Annotated in this window: 21 protein-coding genes; 13 read left to right on the plus strand and 8 right to left on the minus strand. The window is 68.9% G+C overall.

The window, feature by feature from the left end:
* Positions 1–13 precede the first annotated feature (13 nt).
* Positions 14–1462, plus strand: a complete 1449-nt coding sequence (locus tag ASC55_RS16815; RefSeq protein ID WP_055870910.1) for an NAD(P)H-quinone dehydrogenase — start codon at positions 14–16, stop codon at positions 1460–1462.
* A 63-nt stretch (positions 1463–1525) separates the two neighbouring features.
* Here the strand turns inward: ASC55_RS16815 and ASC55_RS16820 are convergent, their stop codons facing one another.
* Positions 1526–3292: an acetyl/propionyl/methylcrotonyl-CoA carboxylase subunit alpha gene (locus ASC55_RS16820; protein WP_055870912.1), complete on the minus strand. Its 1767-nt coding sequence runs from the start codon at positions 3290–3292 to the stop codon at positions 1526–1528.
* 78 nt (positions 3293–3370) lie between these two features.
* Complete coding sequence (locus tag ASC55_RS16825; RefSeq protein ID WP_055877951.1) at positions 3371–4009, minus strand: Maf family protein; 639 nt, start codon at positions 4007–4009, stop codon at positions 3371–3373.
* A 23-nt stretch (positions 4010–4032) separates the two neighbouring features.
* Here ASC55_RS16825 and ASC55_RS16830 point away from each other — a divergent pair, with 23 nt between their 5' ends.
* The 5 genes from ASC55_RS16830 (at position 4033) to ASC55_RS16850 (ending at position 9710) form a co-directional block, all read left to right on the plus strand.
* Positions 4033–5277, plus strand: coding sequence for a class I SAM-dependent RNA methyltransferase (locus ASC55_RS16830; protein WP_055877725.1), 1245 nt, complete (start codon positions 4033–4035; stop codon positions 5275–5277).
* A gap of 40 nt (positions 5278–5317) precedes the next feature.
* The gene (locus tag ASC55_RS16835; RefSeq protein WP_055877728.1) at positions 5318–5977 is read left to right on the plus strand and encodes a response regulator; all 660 of its coding nucleotides are present in this window, start codon (positions 5318–5320) and stop codon (positions 5975–5977) included.
* Complete coding sequence (locus tag ASC55_RS16840) at positions 5967–7202, plus strand: ATP-binding protein (RefSeq protein ID WP_055877732.1); 1236 nt, start codon at positions 5967–5969, stop codon at positions 7200–7202. Before ASC55_RS16835 ends, ASC55_RS16840 begins: the two co-directional genes overlap by 11 nt.
* Positions 7199–8191, plus strand: coding sequence for a hypothetical protein (locus ASC55_RS16845; RefSeq protein WP_229778878.1), 993 nt, complete (start codon positions 7199–7201; stop codon positions 8189–8191). Before ASC55_RS16840 ends, ASC55_RS16845 begins: the two co-directional genes overlap by 4 nt.
* A gap of 319 nt (positions 8192–8510) precedes the next feature.
* Complete coding sequence (locus ASC55_RS16850; RefSeq protein ID WP_055870932.1) at positions 8511–9710, plus strand: ROK family transcriptional regulator; 1200 nt, start codon at positions 8511–8513, stop codon at positions 9708–9710.
* A 349-nt stretch (positions 9711–10059) separates the two neighbouring features.
* Here the strand turns inward: ASC55_RS16850 and ASC55_RS16855 are convergent, their stop codons facing one another.
* The 4 genes from ASC55_RS16855 to ASC55_RS16870 all read right to left on the minus strand — a co-directional run bounded on the left by ASC55_RS16855 (position 10060) and on the right by ASC55_RS16870 (position 13689).
* Positions 10060–10311, minus strand: a complete 252-nt coding sequence (locus ASC55_RS16855; RefSeq protein ID WP_229778879.1) for an acyl-CoA carboxylase epsilon subunit — start codon at positions 10309–10311, stop codon at positions 10060–10062.
* The gene (locus tag ASC55_RS16860; RefSeq protein ID WP_373695445.1) at positions 10308–11897 is read right to left on the minus strand and encodes an acyl-CoA carboxylase subunit beta; all 1590 of its coding nucleotides are present in this window, start codon (positions 11895–11897) and stop codon (positions 10308–10310) included. The genes ASC55_RS16855 and ASC55_RS16860 overlap by 4 nt, the downstream gene beginning before the upstream one ends.
* A gap of 81 nt (positions 11898–11978) precedes the next feature.
* Positions 11979–12917 (minus strand): hypothetical protein, encoded by a 939-nt coding sequence (locus ASC55_RS16865; protein WP_055877737.1) that lies wholly within the window; start codon positions 12915–12917, stop codon positions 11979–11981.
* 79 nt (positions 12918–12996) lie between these two features.
* Positions 12997–13689, minus strand: a complete 693-nt coding sequence (locus ASC55_RS16870; protein WP_055870939.1) for a phosphocholine cytidylyltransferase family protein — start codon at positions 13687–13689, stop codon at positions 12997–12999.
* 249 nt (positions 13690–13938) lie between these two features.
* Here ASC55_RS16870 and ASC55_RS17830 point away from each other — a divergent pair, with 249 nt between their 5' ends.
* Genes ASC55_RS17830 through ASC55_RS16885 form a run of 3 tightly spaced genes read left to right on the plus strand, consistent with a single transcriptional unit; the run spans position 13939 to position 17649 of the window.
* Positions 13939–15801, plus strand: coding sequence for an ATP-binding cassette domain-containing protein (locus tag ASC55_RS17830; RefSeq protein WP_327038874.1), 1863 nt, complete (start codon positions 13939–13941; stop codon positions 15799–15801).
* Positions 15777–17342: a hypothetical protein gene (locus tag ASC55_RS16880; protein ID WP_055877739.1), complete on the plus strand. Its 1566-nt coding sequence runs from the start codon at positions 15777–15779 to the stop codon at positions 17340–17342. Before ASC55_RS17830 ends, ASC55_RS16880 begins: the two co-directional genes overlap by 25 nt.
* Before the next feature lie 40 nt (positions 17343–17382).
* The gene (locus ASC55_RS16885) at positions 17383–17649 is read left to right on the plus strand and encodes a DUF3039 domain-containing protein (protein WP_017828506.1); all 267 of its coding nucleotides are present in this window, start codon (positions 17383–17385) and stop codon (positions 17647–17649) included.
* 2 nt (positions 17650–17651) lie between these two features.
* On the opposite strand, the gene ASC55_RS16890 is transcribed toward ASC55_RS16885, so the two are convergent.
* On the minus strand, positions 17652–18977 hold the full coding sequence (locus ASC55_RS16890) for a nicotinate phosphoribosyltransferase (RefSeq protein ID WP_055877741.1): 1326 nt from the start codon (positions 18975–18977) through the stop codon (positions 17652–17654).
* A gap of 63 nt (positions 18978–19040) precedes the next feature.
* Here ASC55_RS16890 and murI point away from each other — a divergent pair, with 63 nt between their 5' ends.
* From murI to ASC55_RS16910, 4 genes are all read left to right on the plus strand, one after another.
* Positions 19041–19871 carry a glutamate racemase gene (murI, locus tag ASC55_RS16895; protein WP_055870948.1) on the plus strand — a complete coding sequence of 277 codons (831 nt, stop codon included), beginning with the start codon at positions 19041–19043 and terminating at the stop codon, positions 19869–19871.
* Positions 19872–19923: 52 nt separating this feature from the next.
* Positions 19924–20661 carry a ribonuclease PH gene (rph, locus tag ASC55_RS16900; protein WP_055877744.1) on the plus strand — a complete coding sequence of 246 codons (738 nt, stop codon included), beginning with the start codon at positions 19924–19926 and terminating at the stop codon, positions 20659–20661.
* Positions 20662–20663: 2 nt separating this feature from the next.
* Positions 20664–21257, plus strand: a complete 594-nt coding sequence (gene rdgB / locus ASC55_RS16905; protein ID WP_055877747.1) for an RdgB/HAM1 family non-canonical purine NTP pyrophosphatase — start codon at positions 20664–20666, stop codon at positions 21255–21257.
* 111 nt (positions 21258–21368) lie between these two features.
* Positions 21369–22289 (plus strand): cation diffusion facilitator family transporter, encoded by a 921-nt coding sequence (locus ASC55_RS16910; protein ID WP_055877749.1) that lies wholly within the window; start codon positions 21369–21371, stop codon positions 22287–22289.
* A gap of 16 nt (positions 22290–22305) precedes the next feature.
* On the opposite strand, the gene ligD is transcribed toward ASC55_RS16910, so the two are convergent.
* Positions 22306–24258, minus strand: a complete 1953-nt coding sequence (gene ligD, locus ASC55_RS16915; protein ID WP_055877752.1) for a non-homologous end-joining DNA ligase — start codon at positions 24256–24258, stop codon at positions 22306–22308.
* Positions 24259–24344 lie beyond the last annotated feature (86 nt).

Below are 24344 nucleotides of genomic sequence, written 5' to 3' on the forward strand. Positions count from 1 at the left end.
GGATTGCGCGAGAATGGATTCCATGTCTTCCACCACTTTCGAGCGCACTCAGCGCGTCGCCGTCCTCGGCGGCGGTCCCGGCGGCTACGAGGCGGCCCTCGCGGCTGCCCAGTTGGGGGCCGAGGTCACCCTGGTCGAGCGCGTGGGAGTCGGCGGATCCGCCGTCCTCACGGACGTCGTGCCCTCGAAGAGCCTGATCGCCACCGCCGATGCCGCCGTCGCCATCTCCGAGGCGAGCGACCTCGGTGTGAACTTCTACGCGAAGGGCGATCACTCCAGGCCGCTCAAGCCGGAGATCGCGATCAACCTCGCCGCGGTGAACAAGCGCCTGCTCGCACTGGCGGGTCAGCAGTCCGAGGACATGCGCGCCACGCTCCTCGAAGCCGGGGTGCGCATCCTGTCCGGACACGGCCGCCTCGAGGGGCCCACCGCGATCATCGTGTCGACGGGCCAGGGCGGCACCGACTTCGATCGGGTCGAGGCCGACACGATCGTCGTGGCCGTCGGCGCCTCGCCGCGCGAGCTCGACTCGGCCAAGCCCGACGGCAAGCGCATCCTGACCTGGACCCAGCTGTACGACATGAAGGCCCTTCCCGAGCACCTCATCGTGGTCGGATCGGGTGTCACGGGTGCGGAGTTCGCCTCCGCCTACATGAACCTGGGGGCGAAGGTCACACTCGTCTCGAGCCGCGAGCAGGTGCTCCCCGGCGAGGACAAGGATGCCGCAGCCGTTCTCGAGAAGGTGTTCAAGCGCGGGGGGATGCAGGTGCTCTCCAAGTCCCGCGCCGACCGGGTCGAGGTCACCGACGAGGGCGTCACGGTCACGCTGTCCGACGGGCGCACCGTCGACGGCAGCCACTGCCTCATGGCGGTCGGGTCGATCCCGAACACCGCGGGCATCGGTCTGGAGGAGGCCGGCGTCGAGCTCGACGAGTCGGGGCACGTCCGTGTGAACAGGGTCGCGCGCACCTCGGTCCCCAACGTGTACGCCGTCGGCGACTGCACGAACTTCTTCCCGCTGGCCTCCGTCGCCTCGATGCAGGGCCGCACGGCCGTGTTCCACGCCCTGGGCGACATCGTGATCCCGCTCGAGCAGATCAAGATCACCTCGAACATCTTCACCGCGCCCGAGATCGCCACGGTCGGCTACGGCGAGAAGGACGTCGAGGACGGCGTGGCCGACGGCCTGGTCTACAAGCTCCCGCTCGCGGCGAACCCGCGCGCGAAGATGATGGGCATCAAGGACGGCTTCGTCAAGCTCATCGCGCGCAAGGGATCGGGCACGGTGATCGGCGGTGTGATCGTCGCTCCCAAGGCCTCGGAGCTGATCTACCCGATCGCGGTCGCCGTAGAGCGCCGTCTCACGGTCGACCAGGTCTCCCGGGTCTTCGCGGCGTACCCCTCGCTGTCCAGCAGCATCACCGATGCGAGCAGGGCGATGCACCTCGTGAACATCTCCTGATCCACGGAGACATGCGAAAGGCGCCCCACCTCGGTGGGGCGCCTTTCGCGTCGATGCGGTGCGTCAGCTGATCGTGAGCAGCTGGTGTCCTGCGGAGACCGTGGCGCCGGCGTCCGCGTTGATGTTGCCGACCACGCCGTCCTTGTGCGCCTGCAGCGGCTGCTCCATCTTCATGGCCTCGAGCACGACGACCAGGTCGCCCTTGACGACCTGCTGTCCGTCGGCGACGGCGATCTTGACGACGGTGGCCTGCATGGGCGACTTGACCGCGTCACCGGATGCTCCGGCGTTGGCGGTGGTGGCGTGGCTGCGACGCGACGGCGGGACGGCGGCAGGGCGCCCGGCGGTGCCGGCCGCGACCGCGACGCGATCGGGCAGGCTCACCTCGAGACGCTTGCCGGAGACCTCGACGACGACCGTGTGACGCGATTCCGCAGGCGTCGGCGCCTCGAGCTCGCCGTCCCACGCGGGGATGTCGTTGACGAACTCCGTCTCGATCCAGCGCGTGAAGACGCCGAACTCACCGTTCTCCGCGGTGAACGCGGGATCGCGCACGACCTTGCGGTGGAACGGGATGACGGTGGGGAGCCCCGCGACCTCGAACTCGTCGAGCGCGCGGCGCGAGCGCTCCAGTGCTTCCGCCCTGTCTTTGCCCGTCACGATGATCTTCGCCAGAAGCGAGTCGAACGCACCCGAGACCGCGTCGCCGGCGGTGACGCCCGAGTCGAGCCGGATGCCGGGACCCCCGAACGTCTTGAAGACGTGGATCGGGCCGGGCTGGGGCAGGAATCCGCGACCGGGGTCCTCGCCGTTGATGCGGAACTCGATCGAGTGCCCCTGCGGCTTCGGGTCGTCGTAGTCGATGGTGCCGCCGGCCGCGATGCGGAACTGCTCGCGCACCAGGTCGATGCCGGTGACCTCTTCGGAGACCGGGTGCTCGACCTGCAGGCGGGTGTTCACCTCGAGGAACGACACCGTGCCATCGGCGCCGATGAGGAACTCGCACGTGCCGGCGCCGACGTAGCCGACCTCCTTGAGGATGGCCTTCGACGCCGAGTAGAGGAGGTCGTTCTGCTCCTGCGTGAGGAAGGGGGCGGGCGCCTCCTCGACGAGCTTCTGGTGGCGGCGCTGCAGTGAGCAGTCACGCGTCGAGATGACGACGACATTGCCCTCGGCGTCGGCCAGGCACTGCGTCTCGACGTGACGCGGCTTGTCGAGGTACTTCTCGACGAAGCACTCGCCGCGTCCGAAAGCGGCGACGGCCTCGCGGGTGGCGGATTCGAACAGCTCGGCGACCTCGTCGAGCTCACGCGCCACCTTGAGGCCGCGTCCGCCGCCCCCGTAGGCCGCCTTGATGGCGATCGGCAGGCCGAACTCCTTCGCGAAGGCGATGACCTCGTCGGCGCCTTCCACGGGACCGGGAGTGCCGGGGGCGAGAGGTGCGCCGACCTTCTCTGCCACGTGACGCGCGGTCACTTTGTCTCCGAGCGCCTCGATGGCCTCGGGCGACGGGCCGATCCAGGTCATCCCCGCACCGATGATGGCCCGAGCGAACTCGGCGTTCTCGGCGAGGAACCCGTATCCCGGGTGCACCGCGTCGGCACCGGCGCGGCGGGCGATCGAGAGGATCTTCTCGATCTGGAGGTAGGTCTCGGCACTGGTCGAGCCGCCGAGGGCGTAGGCCTCGTCGGCGAGGCGGACGTGCAGAGCGTCGCGATCCTGGTCGGCGTAGACGGCGACCGAGGCGATTCCGGAGTCCCGGGCGGCGCGGATGATGCGGACGGCGATCTCGCCGCGGTTGGCGATGAGCACCTTGGCGATAGCAGGCATGCTTGCCAGCCTAGCGAGAACGATCCCGATCCCTTTGACGACTCCCCACAAGAAAGTCGAGAAAACGTGGAGGGGAGTCTACGACCACAGGTCCGTCCAGCGGACGCCGAGCTCGGCCGCCAGACGGCGGACGGTCGACAGCGACATGCCGACGACCGTCGAGGGGTCGCCGTCCACGCGCGTGATGAAGGCGCCGCCCAGGCTGTCGACGGTGAAGGCCCCTGCCACGTGCAGCGGCTCTTCGGAGGCGACGTACGCGGCGATCTCCGCGTCGCTCACGTCGTGTGCGAACGTCACGGCGGCTTCGGCGACGGCGGTGGCTTCGGTGGGCTCTGAGCCGGGAGCGACTCGGAAAACGGAGTGCCCGGAGTGCAGGATGCCCGTCGCTCCGCGCATCTCCTGCCAGCGCCTGGTCGCCTCCTCCGGGGTGTAGGGCTTGCCGTACACCCGCCCACCGAGGGCGAACATCGAGTCCCCGCCGATCACCAGGCCGTCGAAGGTGCCCTCGTCGGCGAGACCGTGCGCGACGGCCGCGGCCTTCGCGCGGGCGAGCAGCAGCACCAGTTCCGCCGGCGGCAGGGATGCGCCTCGTTCCGCCTCTGCGGCGGCGGCGACGGCGTCCTCATCCACATCCGGCGACACCGTGAGCGGTTCGATGCCGGCCTGGCGGAGCAGCATGAGTCGGGCGGGGGAGGTGGAGGCGAGGCAGACGCGCATGTCCACCACCGTATCCTCGAAGAATGACTTCCTCCCCAGCCGACGTGCTCGAACTCGACATCACCGGCATCGCACACGGGGGCACCTTCGTCGCCCGCCACGAGGGACGCGTGGTCTTCGTCTCCGATGCGATCCCCGGTGAGCGCGTGCGTGCCCGCGTGATCGCCCCGCAGGAGGGCGCTGATGCGTCGACCCGCAGCTTCTGGAGGGCGGAGACCGTCGAGGTGCTCGAGGCCTCGGAGCACCGCCGCCCGCACGTGTGGGCGGAGGCCGACGTCTCCCGTGATCCGGCGGACCGCCCGGGCGGCGCCGACCTGGGCCACATCGATCTGGACCACCAGCGCGAGCTCAAGCGGCGTGTGCTGACCGAATCGCTGGACCGATTCGCGGGCAGCGGCCTCGAGGCCCCCGAGATCGAGTCCGTGGAGTCGGGCGACGGCCTCGGATGGCGCACCCGCGTCACCCTGCACGTCGACGACACGGGAGTGGCCGGGCCGTTCGCCGCTCGCAGCCACCGCGTCGTCCCCGTGACCTCGCACCCGCTCGCACGGCCGGCGATCGCCGAAGCGGCACTCGCACTGCAGGGCGAGGCCCCTGGTCGCATCGAACTCGTCGAGCCCGCCGACGGCACGGTGCGCATCATCCGTCGCGAGGAGACCGAGCGCGCACCACGGGTGCAGAGGGGCTTCCGCAAGCGTCCCACTCCCGAGGTCATCCACGAGATGGTCAACGACCGGCGCTTCGAGGTCGACTCCACGGGCTTCTGGCAGGTGCACCCGCGCGCGGCCTCAGTGCTCGATGCCGCCGTCTACGGGATCCTCGACGGGCACGTCGACGAGCAGAAGTCGCACTACGACCTGTACGGAGGGGTCGGTCTGTTCGCCGCGACACTCGCCGATCTCGGCGGCACCGACATCGTGACGGTCGAGTCCAGCGCCCGCGCCACCCAGCACGCGGCCGCGAACCTCGCTCCCCTCGAGGTGAATGCGGTGACGGCGCGCGTCGATCGTTTCCTGGCCACGCAGAAGCGCGGGCGCACAGGAGCCGTGGTCCTCGATCCCCCGCGCGCCGGTGCCGGTCGTCAGGTGGTCGAGGCGATTCACGCGCTCGCGCCGGATGCCATCGCGTATGTCGCGTGCGATCCGGTGGCCCTCGCTCGCGATCTCGGCACCTTCCGGACTCTCGGATGGAACGTGGACCGCCTTCGTGGCTTCGATCTGTTCCCGCACTCGCATCACTTCGAGGTCGTCGCGCTGCTCACCCGGTGAGCGATCCTCGGCTCGTCGGGGGACTCAGTAGGCTGAGGGGATGAGCACGGTCGCACTCATCGACGATCACGAGTCCGTTCGCCTCGGTCTCGAGGCCGCGTGCGCGCGTGACTCGCAGACCGTCGTCTTCTCCGGGAGCACCGTCGTGTCGTACCTCGAATGGCGCCGCGCCACCGCGGCGGCGCCTGCCGAGGTCGTCGTGCTCGATCTCACTCTCGGCGACGGGACGACCGTGACCGAGAACGTGTCCTCCCTCGTGAACGACGGTGCGAGCGTCGTGATCCACAGCGTCGCCGATCGGCCGGCAGCCGTGCGCGAGGCGCTCGCTGCCGGTGCCGCCGGAGTGGTGAGCAAGTCCTCTGCCCTCGACGACGTCCTCGATGCGATCCGTACCGTGGCGCAGGGCGAGGCCCTCAACAACGTCGAGTGGGCGAGCGCCGTCGACGGAGACCGCGCCTTCGCCGATGCGCAGCTCGCCACACGGGAGCGCGAGGTGCTCCGCCTCTACGCGACCGGCCTGCCGTTGAAGGCCGTCGCCGAGAAGCTGGGCGTCGCCTACTCCACCGCCAAGGAGAACATCACCCGCATCCGCGTGAAGTACGTCGAGGTCGGGCGCCCCGCGCCGACGAAGGTCGATCTCCTGCGCCGAGCGATGGAGGACGGGATCGTCACGGCTGACGAGGCACCCGGTGGCCGCTGAGCCGCTGAGCATCCGCGACGCCTGGAGCAAGATCCCCTCTCCCGGCAGCACGGAGACGGCGTACGAGCGCTTCACCGGCAAGCGCATGGAACGGATCCTCGCGATCGTCGTCGCGATCGGTTCGGCCGTGCTCGGAGCGCAGGCCCTGATCTCCGCGATGGCTTCCCTGTCCGCAGCGGATCCTGCGCACCTGGTGACGCTGATCGTGGTGTTCGTGCCGCTCGCTGCGATGCTGCTGGCCTGTGTGGTGGGCCGGGGCGTTCGCACCTTCTCCGGGATCTTCGCCGTGGTCTACGTCCTCGCGCTCGCCGCCTGGCCGACCGTCGTCGACCCCTCGGACAAGGGCGCGGGAGACCAGCCCTGGATCTTCTTCCTGGTCAACGTCGGCGTCGTCGCGGCCATGCTCGCGTTCCCGCTGCGGCTCCAGTTCGCGTGGGCTGCCGGGATGCCGTTCGTCTACGGCTACGTGCGCCTCGTCCAGGGGGAGTTCTCCCGTGAGTTCTGGGTGACGACCGCGTTCGATGTGTCGTTCACCCTCATCCTCGGTGTCGTCATCGTCTCGCTCGGCTGGATGTTCCGCTCCGTCGCCGCCGGCGTGGACGAGGCCAGGGGGCAGGCGGTGGCTTCGTATTCGACGGCTGCCGCAGCGGCCGCAGCGGAAGAAGAGCGGGCGGCGATGTCCGCCTTGATGCATGACAGCGTCCTCGCCGCGCTGATCGCCGCCGAGAGGGCCGAGGGTGAGCGTGCGGAGGAACTGGCCGTCGCCATGGCGCGGGAGGCTCTCACCCGCCTTGCGAACACCGAAGCCGCCGTCGCGCAGGAGGGCAGCGATGAGCCCGTCGGCACGGCGCAGATCGTCGTCGAGCTGCGTCGGGCCCTGTCCGAGCTCGGTGCCGACGCGATCGTCGAGGAGCGCGGAGGAATCGGCCTCATCCCAGGGCGGGCGGCTCGTGCGCTGGTACTCGCGGCGCGGCAGGCCATCGGCAACGCCGTGTCGCATGCCAACGGACGCGGGCTCCACATCATCGTCGAGGGGCATGCAGACGAAGGGGTCGTCGTGACGGTCTCGGACACCGGGTCGGGTTTCGACGTCGACTCGATCGGTGCCGACCGCCTCGGGATTCGCGCGTCGATCTTCGCGCGCATGGCGGGCGTCGCCGGCACGGCCGACATCGTCTCCGACGAGCACGGCACCACCGTCACGCTGGGATGGGTGCGCTCGTGAACCGCACCGTGCGCAGCGTCGCCACCTCTCTCGCCGTCGGTTTCGCACTGTACTTCGTCGCCCGAGGGATCTGGTGGATCGAGCAGCCGACGGCTCCGCTGCTGATGGTCCTCGCGATCGCCGTGTACCTGGTGGTCGTGAACATCGCGATCCTCGGCGACGGCGCCTCGGTGAAGATGCCGATGTGGTCGGCGATCCTCGCGTTGCTGGCGAGTGCGGTGATCCCCGTGCTCGTCACCTTCTCGCTCGAACCGGCGGATCGCACCGCCCCTTTCGCGACCTGGTACATCGGTGCTCTCGGCCTGCTCGGTATCGTGTGCGTCGTTCGCCGGCGGTCCCTGATCGGCTGGCTCGTGCTCGTGGTGCTCGTGGTGGCGGCGTCCGCGTCGCTGGGCTTCGTCGTGGCGCTCAACCTCGGGCTGGTCGGCTCCATCATGTGGGTGGCCGTTGCGCGACTGCTCGTGATGTTCTGGGACCGGGCGGTGCGCGACACCGAGCGTCTCGCAGAGATCCAGCAGGCGGTGTCCGCATGGCACGCCACGCAGCGGGTCCGGCAGCGTGAGCGGCGTCTTCGCACGCAGTTCGCCCTGGCCGTCGCCGGCCCGGTCCTCAGCAGGGTCGTGGCGGCGAGGGGCGCGCTGAACGATCAGGAACGTCTGGATGCACGTCTCGCCGAGGGGCGGCTGCGCGACGAGTTGCGCGGAGCCGACCTCCTCAACGACGCGGTGCGCAACGCGATCGAGGCGGCGCGACGGCGCGGCGTGGTCGTCACCGTGTTCGATGAGGGCGGCTTCGACGGTATCGACGAGGCGCGTCGCAAAGCGATCCGAGACGAACTGGCGGTGGTGCTCAGCCGGGCGCAGACGTCTCGACTCATCATCCGCTCGTCACCGGACCCTCGTATCGCGGTGACCGTGGTCGGCCGCGCCGGTTCGCGATCGTCCGGCGACGATGACGCGGTCGACCTCTGGCACGAGATCCCGCGCTGAATGCCGGTCGTCTGACGCGGTTCGCGAACGTCCTCGGCCCCGGCCGGGGGAGGCGACCGGAGTCGAGGATGATGAGAGTGGGAGAGGGGCGGCGAATCCGCCTGCCCCTCTCCGTGCGGACAGTTACCCGAAAACCGTCCGCTGGTGGCCGATCAGCGTCTGTCTACCCTGGGACAGAGAGACCAGCCGAACGCGAAGCGTCTCCCTCAGTCTGATGGCTTGCGCAAACATTGTCTGTAGGTATTTTGGGGGACAAGAATCCGCCTCGATGGTGGATCATTGGACGATGGCAACGCGTCGTGGCACCAATCTCCCGCGTATGGGTGACTTCAACCAGTCCGTGATTCTCGAGGCCATCCGCCAGTCCGGCGAGGGGTTGAGCAGGATCGAGCTCGCGACGGCGACCCGGCTCTCGGCGCAGACCGTCACGAACATCACCCGGAGGCTCCTCGATGACGGGTTCATCAGGGAGGCCGGGCGCACGATCAACGGGCCTGGCAAGCCGCGCGTCACCCTGAGGCTCGTCGCAGACAGCCGCTTCGCGGTGGGAGTGCACCTCGACCCCGCCCTCATGACATTCGTGCTGCTCGACCTGTCGGGTGCCATCGTTCGACGCCTGAGCGTGCGCACGCCCGCCGAGGATCCGCACCGGATCGTCGAGGCCATGGCGACGACGATCGACGCCCTGATCGTGGGATCGGGTGTGGATCGCTCGCGGATCGCGGGGGTGGGGGTCGCGGCCCCCGGCCCGCTCGACGTGGAGAAGGGCACGGTCATCGATCCCCCGAAGCTCGTCGGCTGGCACCGTGTTCCGCTGCGCGAGGTGTTGGCGGAGGCCACCGGGCTGCCCGTGGTGCTGGAGAAGGACACGACGTCTGCCGCGGTGGGGGAGTTGTGGACTCGACGCGAGTCGGCCGACGACTCGTTCGTCTTCGTCTACCTCGGCACCGGGATCGGCGCGGCCCTGGCCAGAGACGGGGAGGCGGTGCGTGGCAGCACGCGCAACATCGGCGAGATCGGGCACATCATCGTCGACCCGGACGGGCCCTCCTGCTCGTGCGGGTCCCGCGGGTGCGTCGAGGTCGTCTGCACCCCGCAGGCGATCGTCGAACAGGCGGAGCGTGCGGGTGTCTTCGGCGACGACCGCCAGGCGAGCGACGTCGCCGCCGTCCATGAGAGATTCAGTCGGCTGTGCGAGCGAGCGGCCGAGGGCGATGAAGCGGCTGTCGGGGTGCTGAGACAGGCGGCTGCGCACATCACCGTGCTGACGGCGGCGCTGACCAACATGCTCGACGTGGATCGGGTCGTGTTCGGCGGGCCTTTCTGGGCTCGGCTCGCCGACGTGTACCTGCGGGAGATCCCCGCCAGGCTCGATCGTGCCAGTGCGACGCGCGCGGTGCGCACGCTTCCTGTCGATGGCACGGTGGTGGGGGACGACGTCGGTGCGGTGGGTGCCGGGTGCGTGGTCCTCGACTCGGTCCTCAGTCCCCGTGCCTCGGATCTGCTGCTCGACAGCTGATCCGAGACGCCGTCCCGGTCTCTGCCGTCGACGGATCAGGGCTTGCGGGTATATGTCTAATCGATGTAATATTTAGGGTTCCCTCATCGTCGGATCACGGAACTGCGCCCTCTCTCCGCATGCTCGGCACCGTGGCATGCAGGGGGGAAGCGGTCCCGGTCCGAGTCGGGGTGAACACGCCCCATCCTGCACAGGGCAGGGCGAGGCGGCGACGGGGAACGTCGCCGAGCAGGGCGCTGGGGGTCCTGCGACGATCGTCTGCGTGATTCGTGAGGCGGAGGGTTCACGGATCACGCAGACGTAGTCGGATTCCTTCGAGACGCCTGAGTCCCGCAGCTGCGCGCGGCGGTCAGCCGGAGAAGCGCCCCCAGGGGATGTCGCGACGAAGCGGGCGTCGCAGCGGTCGCTGCGTCCGCGTCCATGCCGACACGGACGGCTCGTCGGCGACGGCGGCAGCCGCCTCCGTCGCATAGGCCTCGCTGATCACCGCGATGAGCGCGGCGAGCTCTTCCTCGGTGGCCGCCCCTCGGGTGATGTCGAGCATCGGCGCCTCCGGGGTCTCCGGGGCCGGTGTGCCGTCCTGAGCGTTCTGCGCGGTCACAGCGGGATGTTCCCGTGCTTCTTCGGAGGCAGCTCCGCACGCTTGCCGCGCAGAGCGCGCAGCGCCTTGGCGATCGAGACGCGGGTGTTCGCCGGCTCGATGATGCCGTCGAGTTCGCCGCGCTCTGCCGCCAGGAAGGGCGACGCCACGTTGTAGGTGTACTCGTTCGCGAGCCGGGTGCGCACGGCGGCGACGTCCTCACCGGCCTCCTCGGCCTTCTTGATCTCGCCGCGGTACAGGATGTTGACGGCGCCCTGGCCACCCATGACCGCGATCTCCGCTGTCGGCCACGCGAGGTTCACATCCGCGCCCAGCTGCTTCGAGCCCATCACGATGTATGCGCCGCCGTAGGCCTTGCGCAGGATCACGGTGACGAGGGGCACGGTGGCCTCTGCGTAGGCGTAGAGCAGCTTCGCGCCACGGCGGATGACTCCGGTCCATTCCTGGTCGGTGCCGGGCAGATAGCCGGGCACATCCACGAGCGTGACGATCGGGATCGAGAAGGCGTCGCAGAAGCGCACGAACCGGCTCGCCTTCTCTCCGGCCTCGATGTTCAGGGTGCCGGCCATCTGCGAGGGCTGATTGGCGATGATGCCCACCGACCGGCCCTCGATGCGTCCGAATCCGATCACGATGTTGGGCGCGAACAGCGGCTGGACCTCGAGGAAGTCGCCCTCATCGACGACATGCTCGATGACGGTGTGGATGTCGTACGGCTGATTCGTCGAATCGGGGACGATCGTGTTGAGCGTGCGATCGGCGTCGGTGGTCTCGAACTCGAAGGCGCTCTCGTACGACGGCAGCTCCGCCATGTTGTTGTCCGGGAGGAAGCTCAGCAGCGTGCGCGCGTAGTCGATCGCGTCGTCCTCATCCTCGGCGAGGTAGTGCGCGACGCCCGAGCGGGTGTTGTGCGTGTACGCACCGCCGAGCTCTTCCATGCCCACGTCCTCGCCCGTGACGGTCTTGATCACGTCGGGGCCGGTGACGAACATCTGGCTGGTCTTGTCGACCATGATCACGAAGTCGGTGAGGGCGGGGGAGTACACCGCTCCGCCCGCAGCCGGGCCCATGATGATGGAGATCTGCGGGATGACGCCGGATGCACGGGTGTTCAGGCGGAAGATCTCGCCGTACTTGCCGAGGGCGACGACGCCCTCCTGGATGCGCGCGCCACCGGAGTCGAGGATTCCGATGCAGGGCATCCCTCCGGCGAGGGCGAACTCCATGATCTTGATGATCTTCTCGCCGGCGACCTCGCCGAGCGAACCGCCGAAGGTCGAGAAGTCCTGCGAGTACACCGCGACCGTGCGGCCGTTGATCGTGCCCACGCCGGTGACGACCGAGTCGCCGTAGGGTCGCGAACGATCCATGCCGAAGGCCGTGGTGCGGTGGCGCACATACTCGTCGAACTCGACGAAGCTCCCGGGGTCGACGAGCAGCTCGATGCGCTCGCGGGCGGTCATCTTGCCCTTCGCGTGCTGCTTCTCCTTCGCCTTCGCTTCCGCGTCGACGACGGCTTCTGTATAGCGAGCGCGCAGATCCGCGATCTTGCCGGCGGTGGTAAAGAGGTCGGGCTTGTCCGTCACGGATTCCACCCTATCGTCGGCTCGCCTCCGGCTGTTGGATGCTCGCCACAACGGGTCGGCCGATCCTTTGGCGAGGTGCGCTCAGCCCTCGGGCTCACCGGACTCGAGTTCCGGGTCGGTCTTGGGGCGGCGGCCGATCGAGCGGGCCTTGCGTCCCGCCCACTCCACCCCGCGGACGGTCGTACCGGCCGCTCCCGCGACCGCGTTGCCGGCGTAGCGGGCACCACGCAGCATCCGCAACTCCAGCTTCTCGGCGCCGGGTACGGGTTCCAGTTCGAGGGGAAGGTCGATCGGGGCGGCGCCGAAGGCCTTGTGGGACGTCGTCAGCACGCGGCGGCCGAGGATGTTGTTCCCCGCGCCTCCGATCGCGGCACCGATCCCGAACGGGAGGGCCTTGCCGATGACCGACGCGCCGCCCTTGGCAGCGAACTGCTTCACGAACATGCTCTTGAGCTGGTCGACGAGAGGTCCGACGGCGGCGCGGGGGAGTGACTTCGTGACGAGTTCGCCCCAGTACGACGATCTGCTCCCGCCGCGCCCTGCCACCTGCCCGGCGAGCTGTCCGACCAGGTCGACGCCCTCCTTGCCGAGCATCAGCGTCATCACCAGCGCTCTGGCGCGATCCGGGTTCGCGACCGCGATCCCATGCACCTCGGCGACCGACTGCGCGAACAGAGCTGTGGACTCCACGAAGCCGACCGTCTCCACGCCGGAGAGTGCGAGCGTGACACCCGTGCCGATGCCCGGGACGACAGCGGTCGCGCCGACCGCGGCTCCACCGGTGGTCACGGCCGCCAGGTAGCGACGCTCGAGGATGCGGATGATCTCGGCCGGCGAGGCCTGCGGATTGCGCAGGCGGATGCTCCGGATGTGCGCCAGCACGAGCGGTCGCTGGATCGACAGCACGCGGTCGAGGCCGCGCACCATCATCGGATGCTCCGCCGATCCGGTGGGAGGCACCCCCTTGTCCCACGGGGCGTCGTCCGGGAGCGAATGGATCTTGTGCACCTTGGGAGCCATGCTGCGATCCTATGGAGCCAGTCCGCGAAAACGCCGAAAGCCCGGTCCCTCGGAGGGACCGGGCTTTCGTGACCGGCGATCAGACGAAGAGGTTCGCCCGCTCCAGGTCTTCGGCGAAATCGACCTCGACCGCGTACAGGTCGGAGACATCCATCGGCTCGAGCAGCAGGCCGTCTTCGGCGATCGCGAGCTCGAGACCGCGCTCGAAGTAGTCCTGGTCCTCGACGCGCTGCAGCTGACGCATGAACGCCTTCTTGTGTGCGGACGAGATGTAGTTGATGCCGACGGCCTCGCCGAGACCGCCCTTGACGGTCTTGGACAGCTCGTTGATGAAGCCCTCGGCCGTGACCGTGTACTTCACCTCTTCATCGCTGACCTTGGAGGTGTTCACCGTCACGAAGGACTGGTCGCGCTCGATGTACTCGAGCGCGCGGCCGAGGATCATCGGGTCGAAGACGACGTCTCCGTTCATCCACAGCACTCCGCTGCGACCGGTCGCACCGAGGGCCCGCAGCAGGCTCTTCGAGGTGTTGGTCTCGTCGTAGCGTTCGTTGTGGACGTAGTTCACCTGGGGGAACGCGTCGATGATGGTCTCTGCGCGGTAGCCGACCACGGTGGTGATGCGGGCATCGGAACCGAAAGCGGCGCGGATGTTGTCGTGCTGCTGGCCCATGATCGTGCGGCCGTCGCTCAGTTCGGTGAGCGGCTTCGGCAGCGCGCGGCCGAGGCGCGAGCCCATTCCGGCGGCGAGGATGACGGTCTGAAGAGTCACGAGTGCTCCTAAAGGAAGTTGTGTTCACGGTCGATTAACCGACCAGACACTTCGTCGTGCCGTTGTCATGGTATCGATTCCGCCTGGGAACCTCGGGGTGAGGAGGCCCCCGTTGTCATTTCGTGATCGACTACACACCGGATGCACAGGGTTCCGATCGCCTCGAGATCTCGGCGGATCTGCGCGATCCGAGGGCAGTTTATTGCGCGGCGGCCTTGGCGTACAGCCACCCGTTGATACCGTAGGACGGTGACTGCCTCCCCTGACGACCGCACCGCCCAGGTGGACCAAACCGAGATCGCGCAAGAGAAGACGTCGGCGAAGCGCGCGCCGGCCAAGAAGCAGACCCCCACCGCGGCAGCGGCCGCCGATGAGACCTCGTCCGCGCCCGCTGTGAAGAAGCCGGCGGCGAAGAGGCCGGCCGCGAAGCGCCCGGCGACCACTCGTACGACCACGGCCTCCGCCGCGAGGAAGCCCGCTGCGGCAAAGGCATCCGCGGCGAAGACCGGAGTCACGAAGGCTGCTGCGGAGAAGGCGGCGCCGACAGCGGAAGTGGTGGTGGAACCGCTCGTGAAGGCGATGCCCGGCCAGACGAGTGAGCCGTCGTCGACCACGAGCTCCCCCCGCAGCACGACAGCCGCACGCTCGGCCGCCGCGAAGAACACGGCCGCCGCGAAGACCACCGCGGCGAAGACGACTGCGGCGAAGACGGCGGCATCGAAGACGGCGGCAGCGAAGACCACCGCGGCGAAGACGGCGGCAGCGAAGACCACCGCGGCGAAGACCACCGCGGCGAAGACCACGGCCGCGAAGACGGCAGCGGCGAGGACGGCGGCGACCAAGGCAGCGGCGTCCAAGTCCACTGCGCGATCGGCCGCAGCGAAGACCACGGCGGCCAAGACCACGGCCGCGAAGGCGGCGGCTGCGAAGAAGGCCGCGGCGAAGAAGGCTGCCGATGCGGCGGCGAAGGCCGCGGCAGACACCGTCACGGCGGCGCCGGAAGCGACTCCCGTCATCGAGTCGGTGACCGTCGAGACGGCTCCCGCAGTGGAACTCACCCCGACGGCCGATTCCACTCCTGCGGCGATCGAGCAGGTCACCGTCGTCGATACCGCGGCCGTCGAGCCCGCCGTCGTCGAGCCCGCCGTCGTCGAGACCGCGGCCGTCGCGGAAGCGACGGTCGCCTCGGAACCCGTCGAGGCCGAACCCGTCGAGGCCGATCCTGTCGATGCCGGGCCTGCGGAGGCTGCTGCCGCAGTCGAACCCGATGGTTCCGTCGAGATCGCTGCGGCGGTGGCGGAGTCCGACGATGCGGCTTCCGGGGTCGTGGATCCCCACGATGCCGGCTCCGCCGGCGAGGCGATCAGCATTCGCGGTCTCGTCAAGCAGTTCGGTGACAACAGAGCCGTCGACGGCATCGACCTGACCGTGCCGGCCGGCTCGTTCTACGGGGTCGTCGGTCCCAACGGCGCGGGTAAGACCACCACACTCTCGATCGTCGCCGGGCTTCTGCGCGCCGACGCGGGCAGCGTCGTCATCTGCGGCATCGATCAGGCGAAGCAGCCGCTGGCGGCGAAGCGGCTGATGGGCGTGCTGCCTGATCGGCTGCGCACCTTCGACCGTCTCACCGGTCGTCAGCTGCTCTACTACTACGGGTTGCTGCGCGGCCTCGCGGCGGATGTGATCGAGAAGCGCGCCGCCGACCTCGCGCGAGCCTTCGATCTCGGCGATGCCCTCAGCCGCGTCGTCTCCGACTACTCGGCCGGCATGACGAAGAAGATCATGCTCGCCGGGGCCATGATCCACTCGCCGCGCGTGCTCGTGCTCGATGAGCCGTTCGAGTCGGTGGATCCTGTCTCCTCGGCGGTCATCCTGGACATCCTCCGCGCCTACGTCTCGCACGGCGGCACCGTGATCCTGTCGAGCCACGGCATGGATCTGGTCGAGCGTGTCTGCTCACGCGTCGCGATCATCGTCGGCGGAGAGGTTCTCGCCGAAGGCACGATCGACGAGGTCCGCGCGGGTCAGACTCTCGAGGCGCGCTTCGTCGAGCTCGCCGGTTCCAGCGGAGAGGTGGAGGGGCTCGAGTGGCTGCACACGTTCTCCGACTGAGGCTCGCGCTGCTGCTGGGCTCTGTGCGCGGCGATCGTCGGATCCGGACGCTCATCTCGCTCGCGGCGGTCATCGCCGTCACCGCCGTGGTGTGCATCGCCGTGTTCAGCCTCGCGGCAGCCCCGGTACCGGTGGCACGCGCAGTCACCGTGCTCGGCGGGGCCGCCCTCCTCATCGGCTTCCTCGTCGGCCCGATCCTCGTCGGTGCCGTCGACCAGCTCGACCCCCGACGGTTCGCGGTCTTCGGTGTCGATGAGCGGCAGATGCCCTGGGTGCTCACGCTTGCCGCCTTCATCAGCGTGCCCAGCCTGGCGCTTCTCGCGGTCTACATCAGCGTCTGCATCGTGGCGATCGGAGCAGGGACTCCCTGGCCGCTGGCGGTGCTGATGACGATCATCGGTGTCATCACGACGATGCTGGTCTCGAGGATCGGTATGGCGCTCAACGCTCTGCTTCTTCCGGAGCGCCGATCCCGAGAGCTCACGGCGCTGTTCGCGCTCGCGCTGATCGTGATCGCGTTCCCCGTCGCGGTGTTCTTCGGATCGCTCCGCTGGGACGGCCTCGTGCCGCCGTCGCTCGCGACGCTCTCGAGCATCTTCGGCTTCAGCCCGTTCGCCGCGGCGCCCGCGTTCCTCTTCGACTCCGCAGCCGGGGCGACCGCCTCGGCGTGGGTCAGCGGCGTCATCGCGGTCCTCACGGTCGTTCTGCTCGGGATCGCATGGGCCTGGCTCGTGCGGCGTCTGCTCACGACGACGGAGCGTCCGGTCACGCTGAGGGAGCGCACGGGCCTCGGCTGGTTCGGTCTACTGCCGTCGAACGCCTTCGGTGCGATCGCGGCTCGAAGCCTCGTCTACTGGCTTCGCGACCGTCGCTACATCATGAACATCATCGTGGTGCCGGTGGCCGGTGTCCTCACCGTGCTTCCGCTCATCGTCGCCGGTGTCCCGTTGGAGGTCGCAGCGCTCGTGCCCGTGCCCGTGATGGCGCTGTTCTTCGGCTGGTTGCCGCACAACGACGTCGCCTACGACTCGACGGCGCTGTGGACCCACGTGGCCAGTGGCGTCCGGGGTCTTCCCGACCGTCTCGGACGCCTGGTGCCGGTCCTTCTCGTCGCGATTCCGGTGCTCGCGATCGCGGTTCCCCTGTCGCTCCTCCTCGTCGGCAACTGGAGCCTGCTGCTGCCGATGGGCGGCGTGGCCGCGAGCCTGCTCTTCTGCGCTCTGGGTATCTCGAGCATCGTCTCGGTCGTCGCCCCGTACGCGGTCTCGCGACCCGGTGACAGCCCGTTCCAGCAGCCGCAACGGCCGACGTCCCGAGGCACATACGGTCCCGCAGCGGCGTTCCTCGGAGCGATCGTGCTGAGCGCCCCCACCATCTGGTTGTTCGCGGCCACGATGCTCGAGGGCTCCGCATACGCCCCGGCGACCTTCTGGGTCGGGCTCCTCGGCGGCCTCGCGGTGTTGGCCGCGGGGGCGGTCATCGGCGGTCGCATCTTCGAGCGCAGCGGGGAGCGCCTGATGGAGTTCGTCGAGACGGCGTGACGACCGCCCACGAGGCATTCGACGCCGCTAGACTCACGGGATGAGTACTCCGCTGGACAGCCCCGATCAGGGCGGCGTGGCAACGCTTGATCGCGAACTGGAAGAGCTCCTCCGTGAGGAGAATCTCGAACCGGGCGACCATGAGCGCTTCTCGCATTACGTGAAGAAGGACAAGATCCTCGAGTCCGCGATCACCGGTAAGCCGGTGCGGGCACTGTGCGGCAAGAAGTGGACCCCGGGCCGCGACCCGGAGAAGTTCCCCATCTGCCCCACGTGCAAGGAGATCTACGAGTCGATGATGGGCTGACCTCAGTCTGCTTCGACGTACACGGTGGGAATCGCCGGGTCGGACTTGCTGAGCGCGAGAGCGCGCACCGGGAGTTCTTCGCGCACGCGCAGATGGTGCGCCCGCGCGGCTGCCGTGCCCTCGACGCCTTCGTAGCTCGAGTCGATGTCACCAGCCTCGACGAAGGTCACCTGCAGCGGGCGGCCGTCGGGATGCTCCGCCGCGGTGCCGAGCTCTTCGAAACCATCGGAGACGACGACCGTCTCGGCGGTGGCGACGCCGTCCACCAGGGTCCGGAAGGCGGCCTTGCGACCACCGTGCGACGCCTTGTCCGCCGATGCCTTCGCGACACCGATCCAGGATCCGGTGGCATCCTGTCGTGCCACGAGCTTGTAGACCATGCTCGCGGTCGGATATCCGGATCCGGTGACCACCGACGTTCCGACACCGTAGGCGTCGACCGGCGATGCGGCCAGGGCGGCGATCGCATACTCGTCGAGGTCGCTGGTCACCGTGATGCGAGTGGACGTCGCCCCGAGCTCGTCGAGCTGCGCGCGAACGTCTCCGGCGACGATGGGGAGGTCGCCGGAGTCGATCCGCACGCCGCCGAGCTCCGTGCCGGCGACCCGGATGGCGGTCTCGACGCCCGTGCGGATGTCGTACGTGTCCACGAGCAGCGTCGTTCCGATGCCCATGCTCTCGACCTGCGACCGGAACGCCTCCTCTTCGGAGTCGTGCAGCAGCGTCCAGGAGTGGGCGGCCGTGCCCATGGTGGGGATGCCCCAGCTTCGCCCGGCCTCGAGGTTGCTCGTGGCGCCGAAGCCGGCGATGTAGGCAGCCCGGGCGGCGGCGACGGCCGAGCGCTCGGCTGCGCGTCGTGATCCCATCTCTGCCAGCGGACGCTCACCGGCGGCGATGCTCATGCGAGAGGCAGCGGTCGCGACGGCGGAATCGTGATTGAGCACGCTCAGGGCGAGCGTCTCGAGTACGACGGCATCGGCGAACGTGCCCTCGACGGTGAGGATGGGGGAGCCGGGGAAGTACAGCTCACCCTCGCGATAGCCGCGGATCGTTCCCGAGAACCGGTAGTCCTCGAGGTGAGCGATCGACGACGCATCGACGACGTTCTGGTCTCTGAGGAACCGCAGCTCGTCGTCACCGAAGCGGAAGTCGCGCAGGAGACCGAGCAGGCGGCCGGTGCCGGCGACGACACCGAAGCGTCGGCCCCCGGACAGACGCCGGGAGAACAGCTCGAAGACGCTGGGGCGGAATGCCGTCCCGTCCCGGAGGGAGGCGGCGAGCATCGTCAGCTCATAGCGGTCGGTGAGCAGCGCCGTCGACGTGGTCATGCGCTCAGTTTAGTGAGCGTGCTGATGCGCGCGGCAGCTCCCGCGCAGGTAGGCTGGGGAGTCATGAACGACGCGCCGATCGGGATCTTCGACTCCGGTGTCGGCGGGCTCACGGTGGCGCGGGCCATCCGCGCCCAGCTGCCCCGTGAGTCGTTCGTCTACATCGGCGACACCGCGCACTCGCCGTACGGCCCCAAGCCCATCGCCGACGTGCGCCGCTACTCTCTCGAGGTGCTCGACACCCTCGTCGAGCAGGGTGTGAAGATGCTGGTGATCGCGTGCAACACCGCCTCGGCCGCCATGCTCCGCGATGCTCGTGAACGCTACGACATCCCGGTCGTCGAGGTGATCGGTCCCGCGGTGCGCCGCGCGGTCTCCACGACCCGCAACGGGCGCGTCGGCGTGATCGGCACGGTCGGCACCATCGGCTCACGCGCCTACCAGGACATGCTCGAGGTCAACGAGAGGCTGCAGGTCTTCACCGCCGCCTGCCCGCGCTTCGTCGAGTTCGTCGAGGCCGGGATCACCGGGACTCCGGAGGTGCTCGCCGTGGCTGAGGAGTATCTCGCCCCTCTTCGCGATGCTGACGTCGACACGCTCGTGCTCGGCTGCACGCACTATCCGTTCCTTCGCGGCGCCATCAGCTACGTCATGGGAGAGGGCGTCACGCTCGTCTCCAGCGACGACGAGACCGCCGGCGACGTCTATCGCCAGCTCGTCCGCGGAGACCTGCTCGCCTCGCCGGATGCCACCGCGAGCTACGTCTACGAGGCCACCGGAGCGTCGACCGACGACTTCACCGCTCTGGCCAACCGTCTGATGGGCCGTGAGGTCCGCGACGTGCAGCTCGTCCAGACCGGCGTGATCACTCTTCCCGAGAACGCTTTCGAGTAATCCGGATCGAGTCGCTCCGACTCGATCCGCCACCCCGACCTGAGAGAAGCACATGTCCGAAATCGTCCGCGTCGACGGCCGCTCCACCGATCAGCTGCGTGAGATCACCATCGAGCGGGGCTGGAGTGCGCACGCCGAGGGATCCGCACTGATCAGCTTCGGCGGCACCAAGGTGCTGTGCACCGCCTCCTTCACCAACGGCGTTCCGCGCTGGTTGACCGGTAAGGGCAAGGGATGGGTCACGGCCGAGTACTCCATGCTCCCGCGGGCTACGAACAGCCGGAACGACCGGGAGAGCGTCAAGGGCCGCATCGGCGGTCGCACCCATGAGATCTCGCGCCTGATCGGTCGCGCCCTGCGTGCCGTCGTCGATACGAAGGCGCTCGGCGAGAACACGATCGTGATCGACTGCGACGTGCTGCAGGCTGACGGTGGCACGCGCACGGCGGCCATCACCGGTGCGTACGTGGCGCTCGCCGATGCCATCGAGTGGGGCCGGGAGAAGAAGTTCATCGGCAAGAACTCCACGCCGCTGCTCGATTCGGTCGCCGCCGTGTCCGTGGGGATCATCGATGGCGAGCCCATGCTCGATCTGGCATATGTCGAGGATGTACGCGCGGAGACCGACATGAACATCGTCGTCACCGGCCGCGGACTCTTCGTCGAGGTCCAGGGAACGGCCGAGGGCGCTCCGTTCGACAAGCGGGAGCTCGACGCGCTGCTCGAGCTCGGTCTGGCCGGATGCGCCGACCTGAAGGGCGCGCAGCTCGCCACACTGGCAGGGGAGTGACCATGCGGATCGTGCTCGCGACGCACAATCCGCACAAGGTCGCGGAGCTCCAGCAGATCGTGGCGCAGGCCCGTCCCGATCTCGAGGTCGTCGGCTACGACGGTCCCGAGCCGGTCGAAGACGGCGTGACGTTCGCCGAGAACGCGCTGATCAAGGCACGGGCGGCCGCCGCTCACACCGGACTCGCGGCTCTCGCCGACGACTCCGGCATCTGCGTCGACGTTCTCGGCGGCTCTCCCGGGGTGTTCTCGGCCTATTGGGCCGGTCAGAAGAAGGACGCCGCGGCGAACCTCGAGCTGCTGCTCGACCAGCTGCGTGACATCGCCGACCCGCACCGGACCGCGCACTTCACCTCGACGATCGCCCTCGTGCTGCCGGACGGCCGTGAGCAGGTCGTGGAGGGACGCTGGCCGGGGCGCCTGGCCCACGCGGCAACGGGAGCGGGCGGCTTCGGGTACGACCCGATCTTCGTCCCGGACGGTCAGCCCGCGGGGGAGGAGCGGTCGGTGGGCGAGTTCACCTCCGAGGAGAAGCAGGCGCAGTCCCACCGCGCCCGCGCCTTCGCCGAACTGGTTCCGCTGCTCGCCGCGCTCTGAGCGCGCTCGGCTCTCGGTCGCGAGAAACCGCTGCTGAAGCTGAGAATCGTTACCCTTCCCGACTAGCCGGAACAGGCCTTCCGGGCCGTCGTCCCGGTCTAGCCTGGGGGCATGCACGATCACGCACCCGCCCCCGGCGGCATCCGCTCCGCGAGCAGCAGACGCCTGCTCGCGATCTCGCTGTCCCTCACCGCGACGGTGATGCTCGTCCAGATCGTCGGCGCGCTGCTCTCCGGTTCTCTCGCGCTGCTCGCCGATGCGGCACACATGTTCACGGACGCCTCCGGCCTCGTGATCGCTCTCATCGCCGCGACTGTCGCCGCGCGCCCGGCGGATGACAGGCGCACCTTCGGATATCAGCGCGCCGAGGTGTTCGGTGCGCTGATCAATGCCGTCATCCTGATCGCCCTCGCGACCTGGGTCGCGATCGAGGGCATCGGGCGACTCATCGATCCGGGAGAGGTCGAGGTCGCCGGCGGCCTCATGCTGATCGTCGCGGTGGTGGGAATGCTCGCGAATGCCGTGTCGATGTGGCTGCTGAGTCGCGCGCAGCGCACCAGCATCAACGTGCGCGGTGCCTACCTCGAGGTGATGGGCGATCTGATCGGTTCTGTGGCGGTCATCGTGGCAGCGGTGGTCATCCTCGTCACCGGATGGATGCCGGCCGATGCCATCGCGTCGCTGTTCATCGCGGCGATGATCATCCCTCGGGCCATCGCCCTGCTGCGGGAGGTGTTCTCGGTTCTCGCCGAGTCCGCGCCGAAGGGCACGGCGGTGAGCGAGATCCGTACCCACCTTCTCGGATACGAGGGCGTCGTCGGTGTGCATGATGTGCACGTCTGGCAGCTCACACGCGGAGCACCCGTGTTCACGGCCCACGTCAGCATCGAGCCGGCGCTGTTCGCCGACGGCCGTTCAGCCCAACTGCTCACCGAGATGCAGGCGTGCCTCGCCGATCACTTCGACGTGGAGCATTCCACCTTCCAGATCGAGCCGGCCGAACAGTCGGACTGCGAGCCGCACCACGCCTGATCTGCTCGATCGAGCCTCAGGCCTCGACGGAGATCTCGTCCGGGCTCTTGTCCGGGCGCAGACCTCGCCAGCGGGCATGACGGAGCACGCCGTCCGGAGTCCAGTTCGCGAACTCGACCTCGCCGACGACTTCCGCCCGCACCCAGAGGGCGTCAGAGGCATCCGGGGCGGGTACTCCGTCGAGCGGTGCAGCGTCCACCCGCAGCGGTTCGAGCCGTGTGAGCAGATCGCGCAGGATGCGGTCGGTGAATCCGGTACCCACGCGTCCGACGTAGCGCAGGCCGCCCCCACCTCGGTTCGGGTCGGGCACGGCGAGCAGGAGAGACCCGAGCGTGCTCTCCCGGTCGCCCTTGCCGGGGCGGATCCCGACGATTACCGCCTCCTGCATCCTGGTGTGCTTGAGCTTCAGCCAGGAGGGGGAGCGCTGCCCCGGGCGGTACCGCGACATCGGATCCTTGACGACGACGCCCTCGAGCCCGAACTCCCTGCTTGCGGCGAGTGCCGCGTCGACGTCGTCGAACACGGGAGGGATCTGCACGGGGGCGTCGAGGTCGGCGATCACATCCTCGAGCAGTGTGCGACGCTCCCGCAGAGGCATGCCGGTGAGGTCGTGTCCGTCGAGACGCAGCAGGTCGAACAGCATGTAGACGATGGGGGTGCGCACCACCTCGCGCTCGATCTCTCGCGGGCGGGTGAGGTGCATCCGATTCTGGAGGAGGGAGAAGCTCGGGCGGCCGTGGGGGTCGAAGGCGACGATCTCACCGTCGACGATCGCGTCTGCGACCGGCAGGAAGGGCGCTCCGTCGGCTGTGAGCTCGGGGTAGCGGGCGGTGATGTCGATTCCGCTGCGTGCGTGCAGCAGCATCCGCCCGTTCGCCCAGGTGCCCATCGCGCGGATGCCGTCCCACTTGACCTCGACCCACGAGGGGTCGCTCAGAGCGCGGGCGACCCCGGGGGAGCCGCTCTCGGCGAGCATCGGCGCCACCGATGCCGGGATCGGCGGGGAGGCGGGCGCGGGAGAGCTCTGGGGATACCGGTGGGAGCGTCGGGCCTTCGCCGGTTGCGGGAGCGGAGCGGTCTCGGGCGGGTGGAGCGTCGCGAGGGGGTCGACGCCGGCGGCCGCGCGGGCGAGCACCTGATCGAGGTCGAGCTGGGCGAGGCCCGAGTCGTCGAGTTCGTCCCAGGTGCGAGGAGCAGCCACCCAGGGCTGCGCACGGCCGCGGAGCGAGTAGGGCGAGATCGTGGTCTTCTTGCCGTTGTTCTGGCTCCAGTCGAGGAACACCTTGCCGCCACGGACCGCCTTCGCCATGACGCTGGTGGCAAGGTCGGGGTGGTCGTTCTCGATCATCCGCGCGAGCTCTCTGACGACGGTCGAGACCTCGTCGCTCGTCTGCTCGCCGGGCAGTGATGCGTACAGGTGGATGCCCTTGCTGCCGCTGGTGACCGGCAGGGGGTCGAGCCCCATGTCGGACAGGATGACGCGGGCGATGCGGGCGACCTCGGCACACTGCTCCAGCCCCACCCCCTCCCCGGGGTCGAGGTCGAGCACGAGCCGATCGGGCTTGCCGGGAAGGCCCTCGGGGGAGAAGCACCACTGCGGCACATGCAGTTCGATGGCGGCGACCTGCGCGAGCCAGACGAGGGTCGGAACGTCCTGGACGAGGGGATACTCCTTGGGGCCGTCCGAGTGCTGGATGGCCTGTCGGGGGATCCACGACGGCGCGCCCGGCTCGATCTGCTTCGTGAAGAACGCGTCAGCCGGGGCCTTCGCGCTCCCGACGCCCTCCACCCAGCGTTTGCGGGTGACGGGGCGGCCGTCGAGGAGGGGGAGCAGGAGCGGAGCGATGGCCGTGTAGTAGGCGATGATCTCGCCCTTGGTGGTGCCGGTCGCGGGGTACACGACCTTGTCGAGGTTGGTCACACGCAGGCGTCGGCCGTCGACCTGCACGATCTGCCCTTCTGTGACCATGGGGCCAGCGTAGTCAAGGGTCCGCGTGGTCGAGGCGTCGGTGGTCAAGGGGCTGGTCGTGACCGCTGCGGCTGGTGTCTACTGGT

The sequence above is a fragment of the Microbacterium sp. Root322 genome, assembly GCF_001425645.1.
GTDB lineage: Bacteria > Actinomycetota > Actinomycetes > Actinomycetales > Microbacteriaceae > Microbacterium > Microbacterium maritypicum.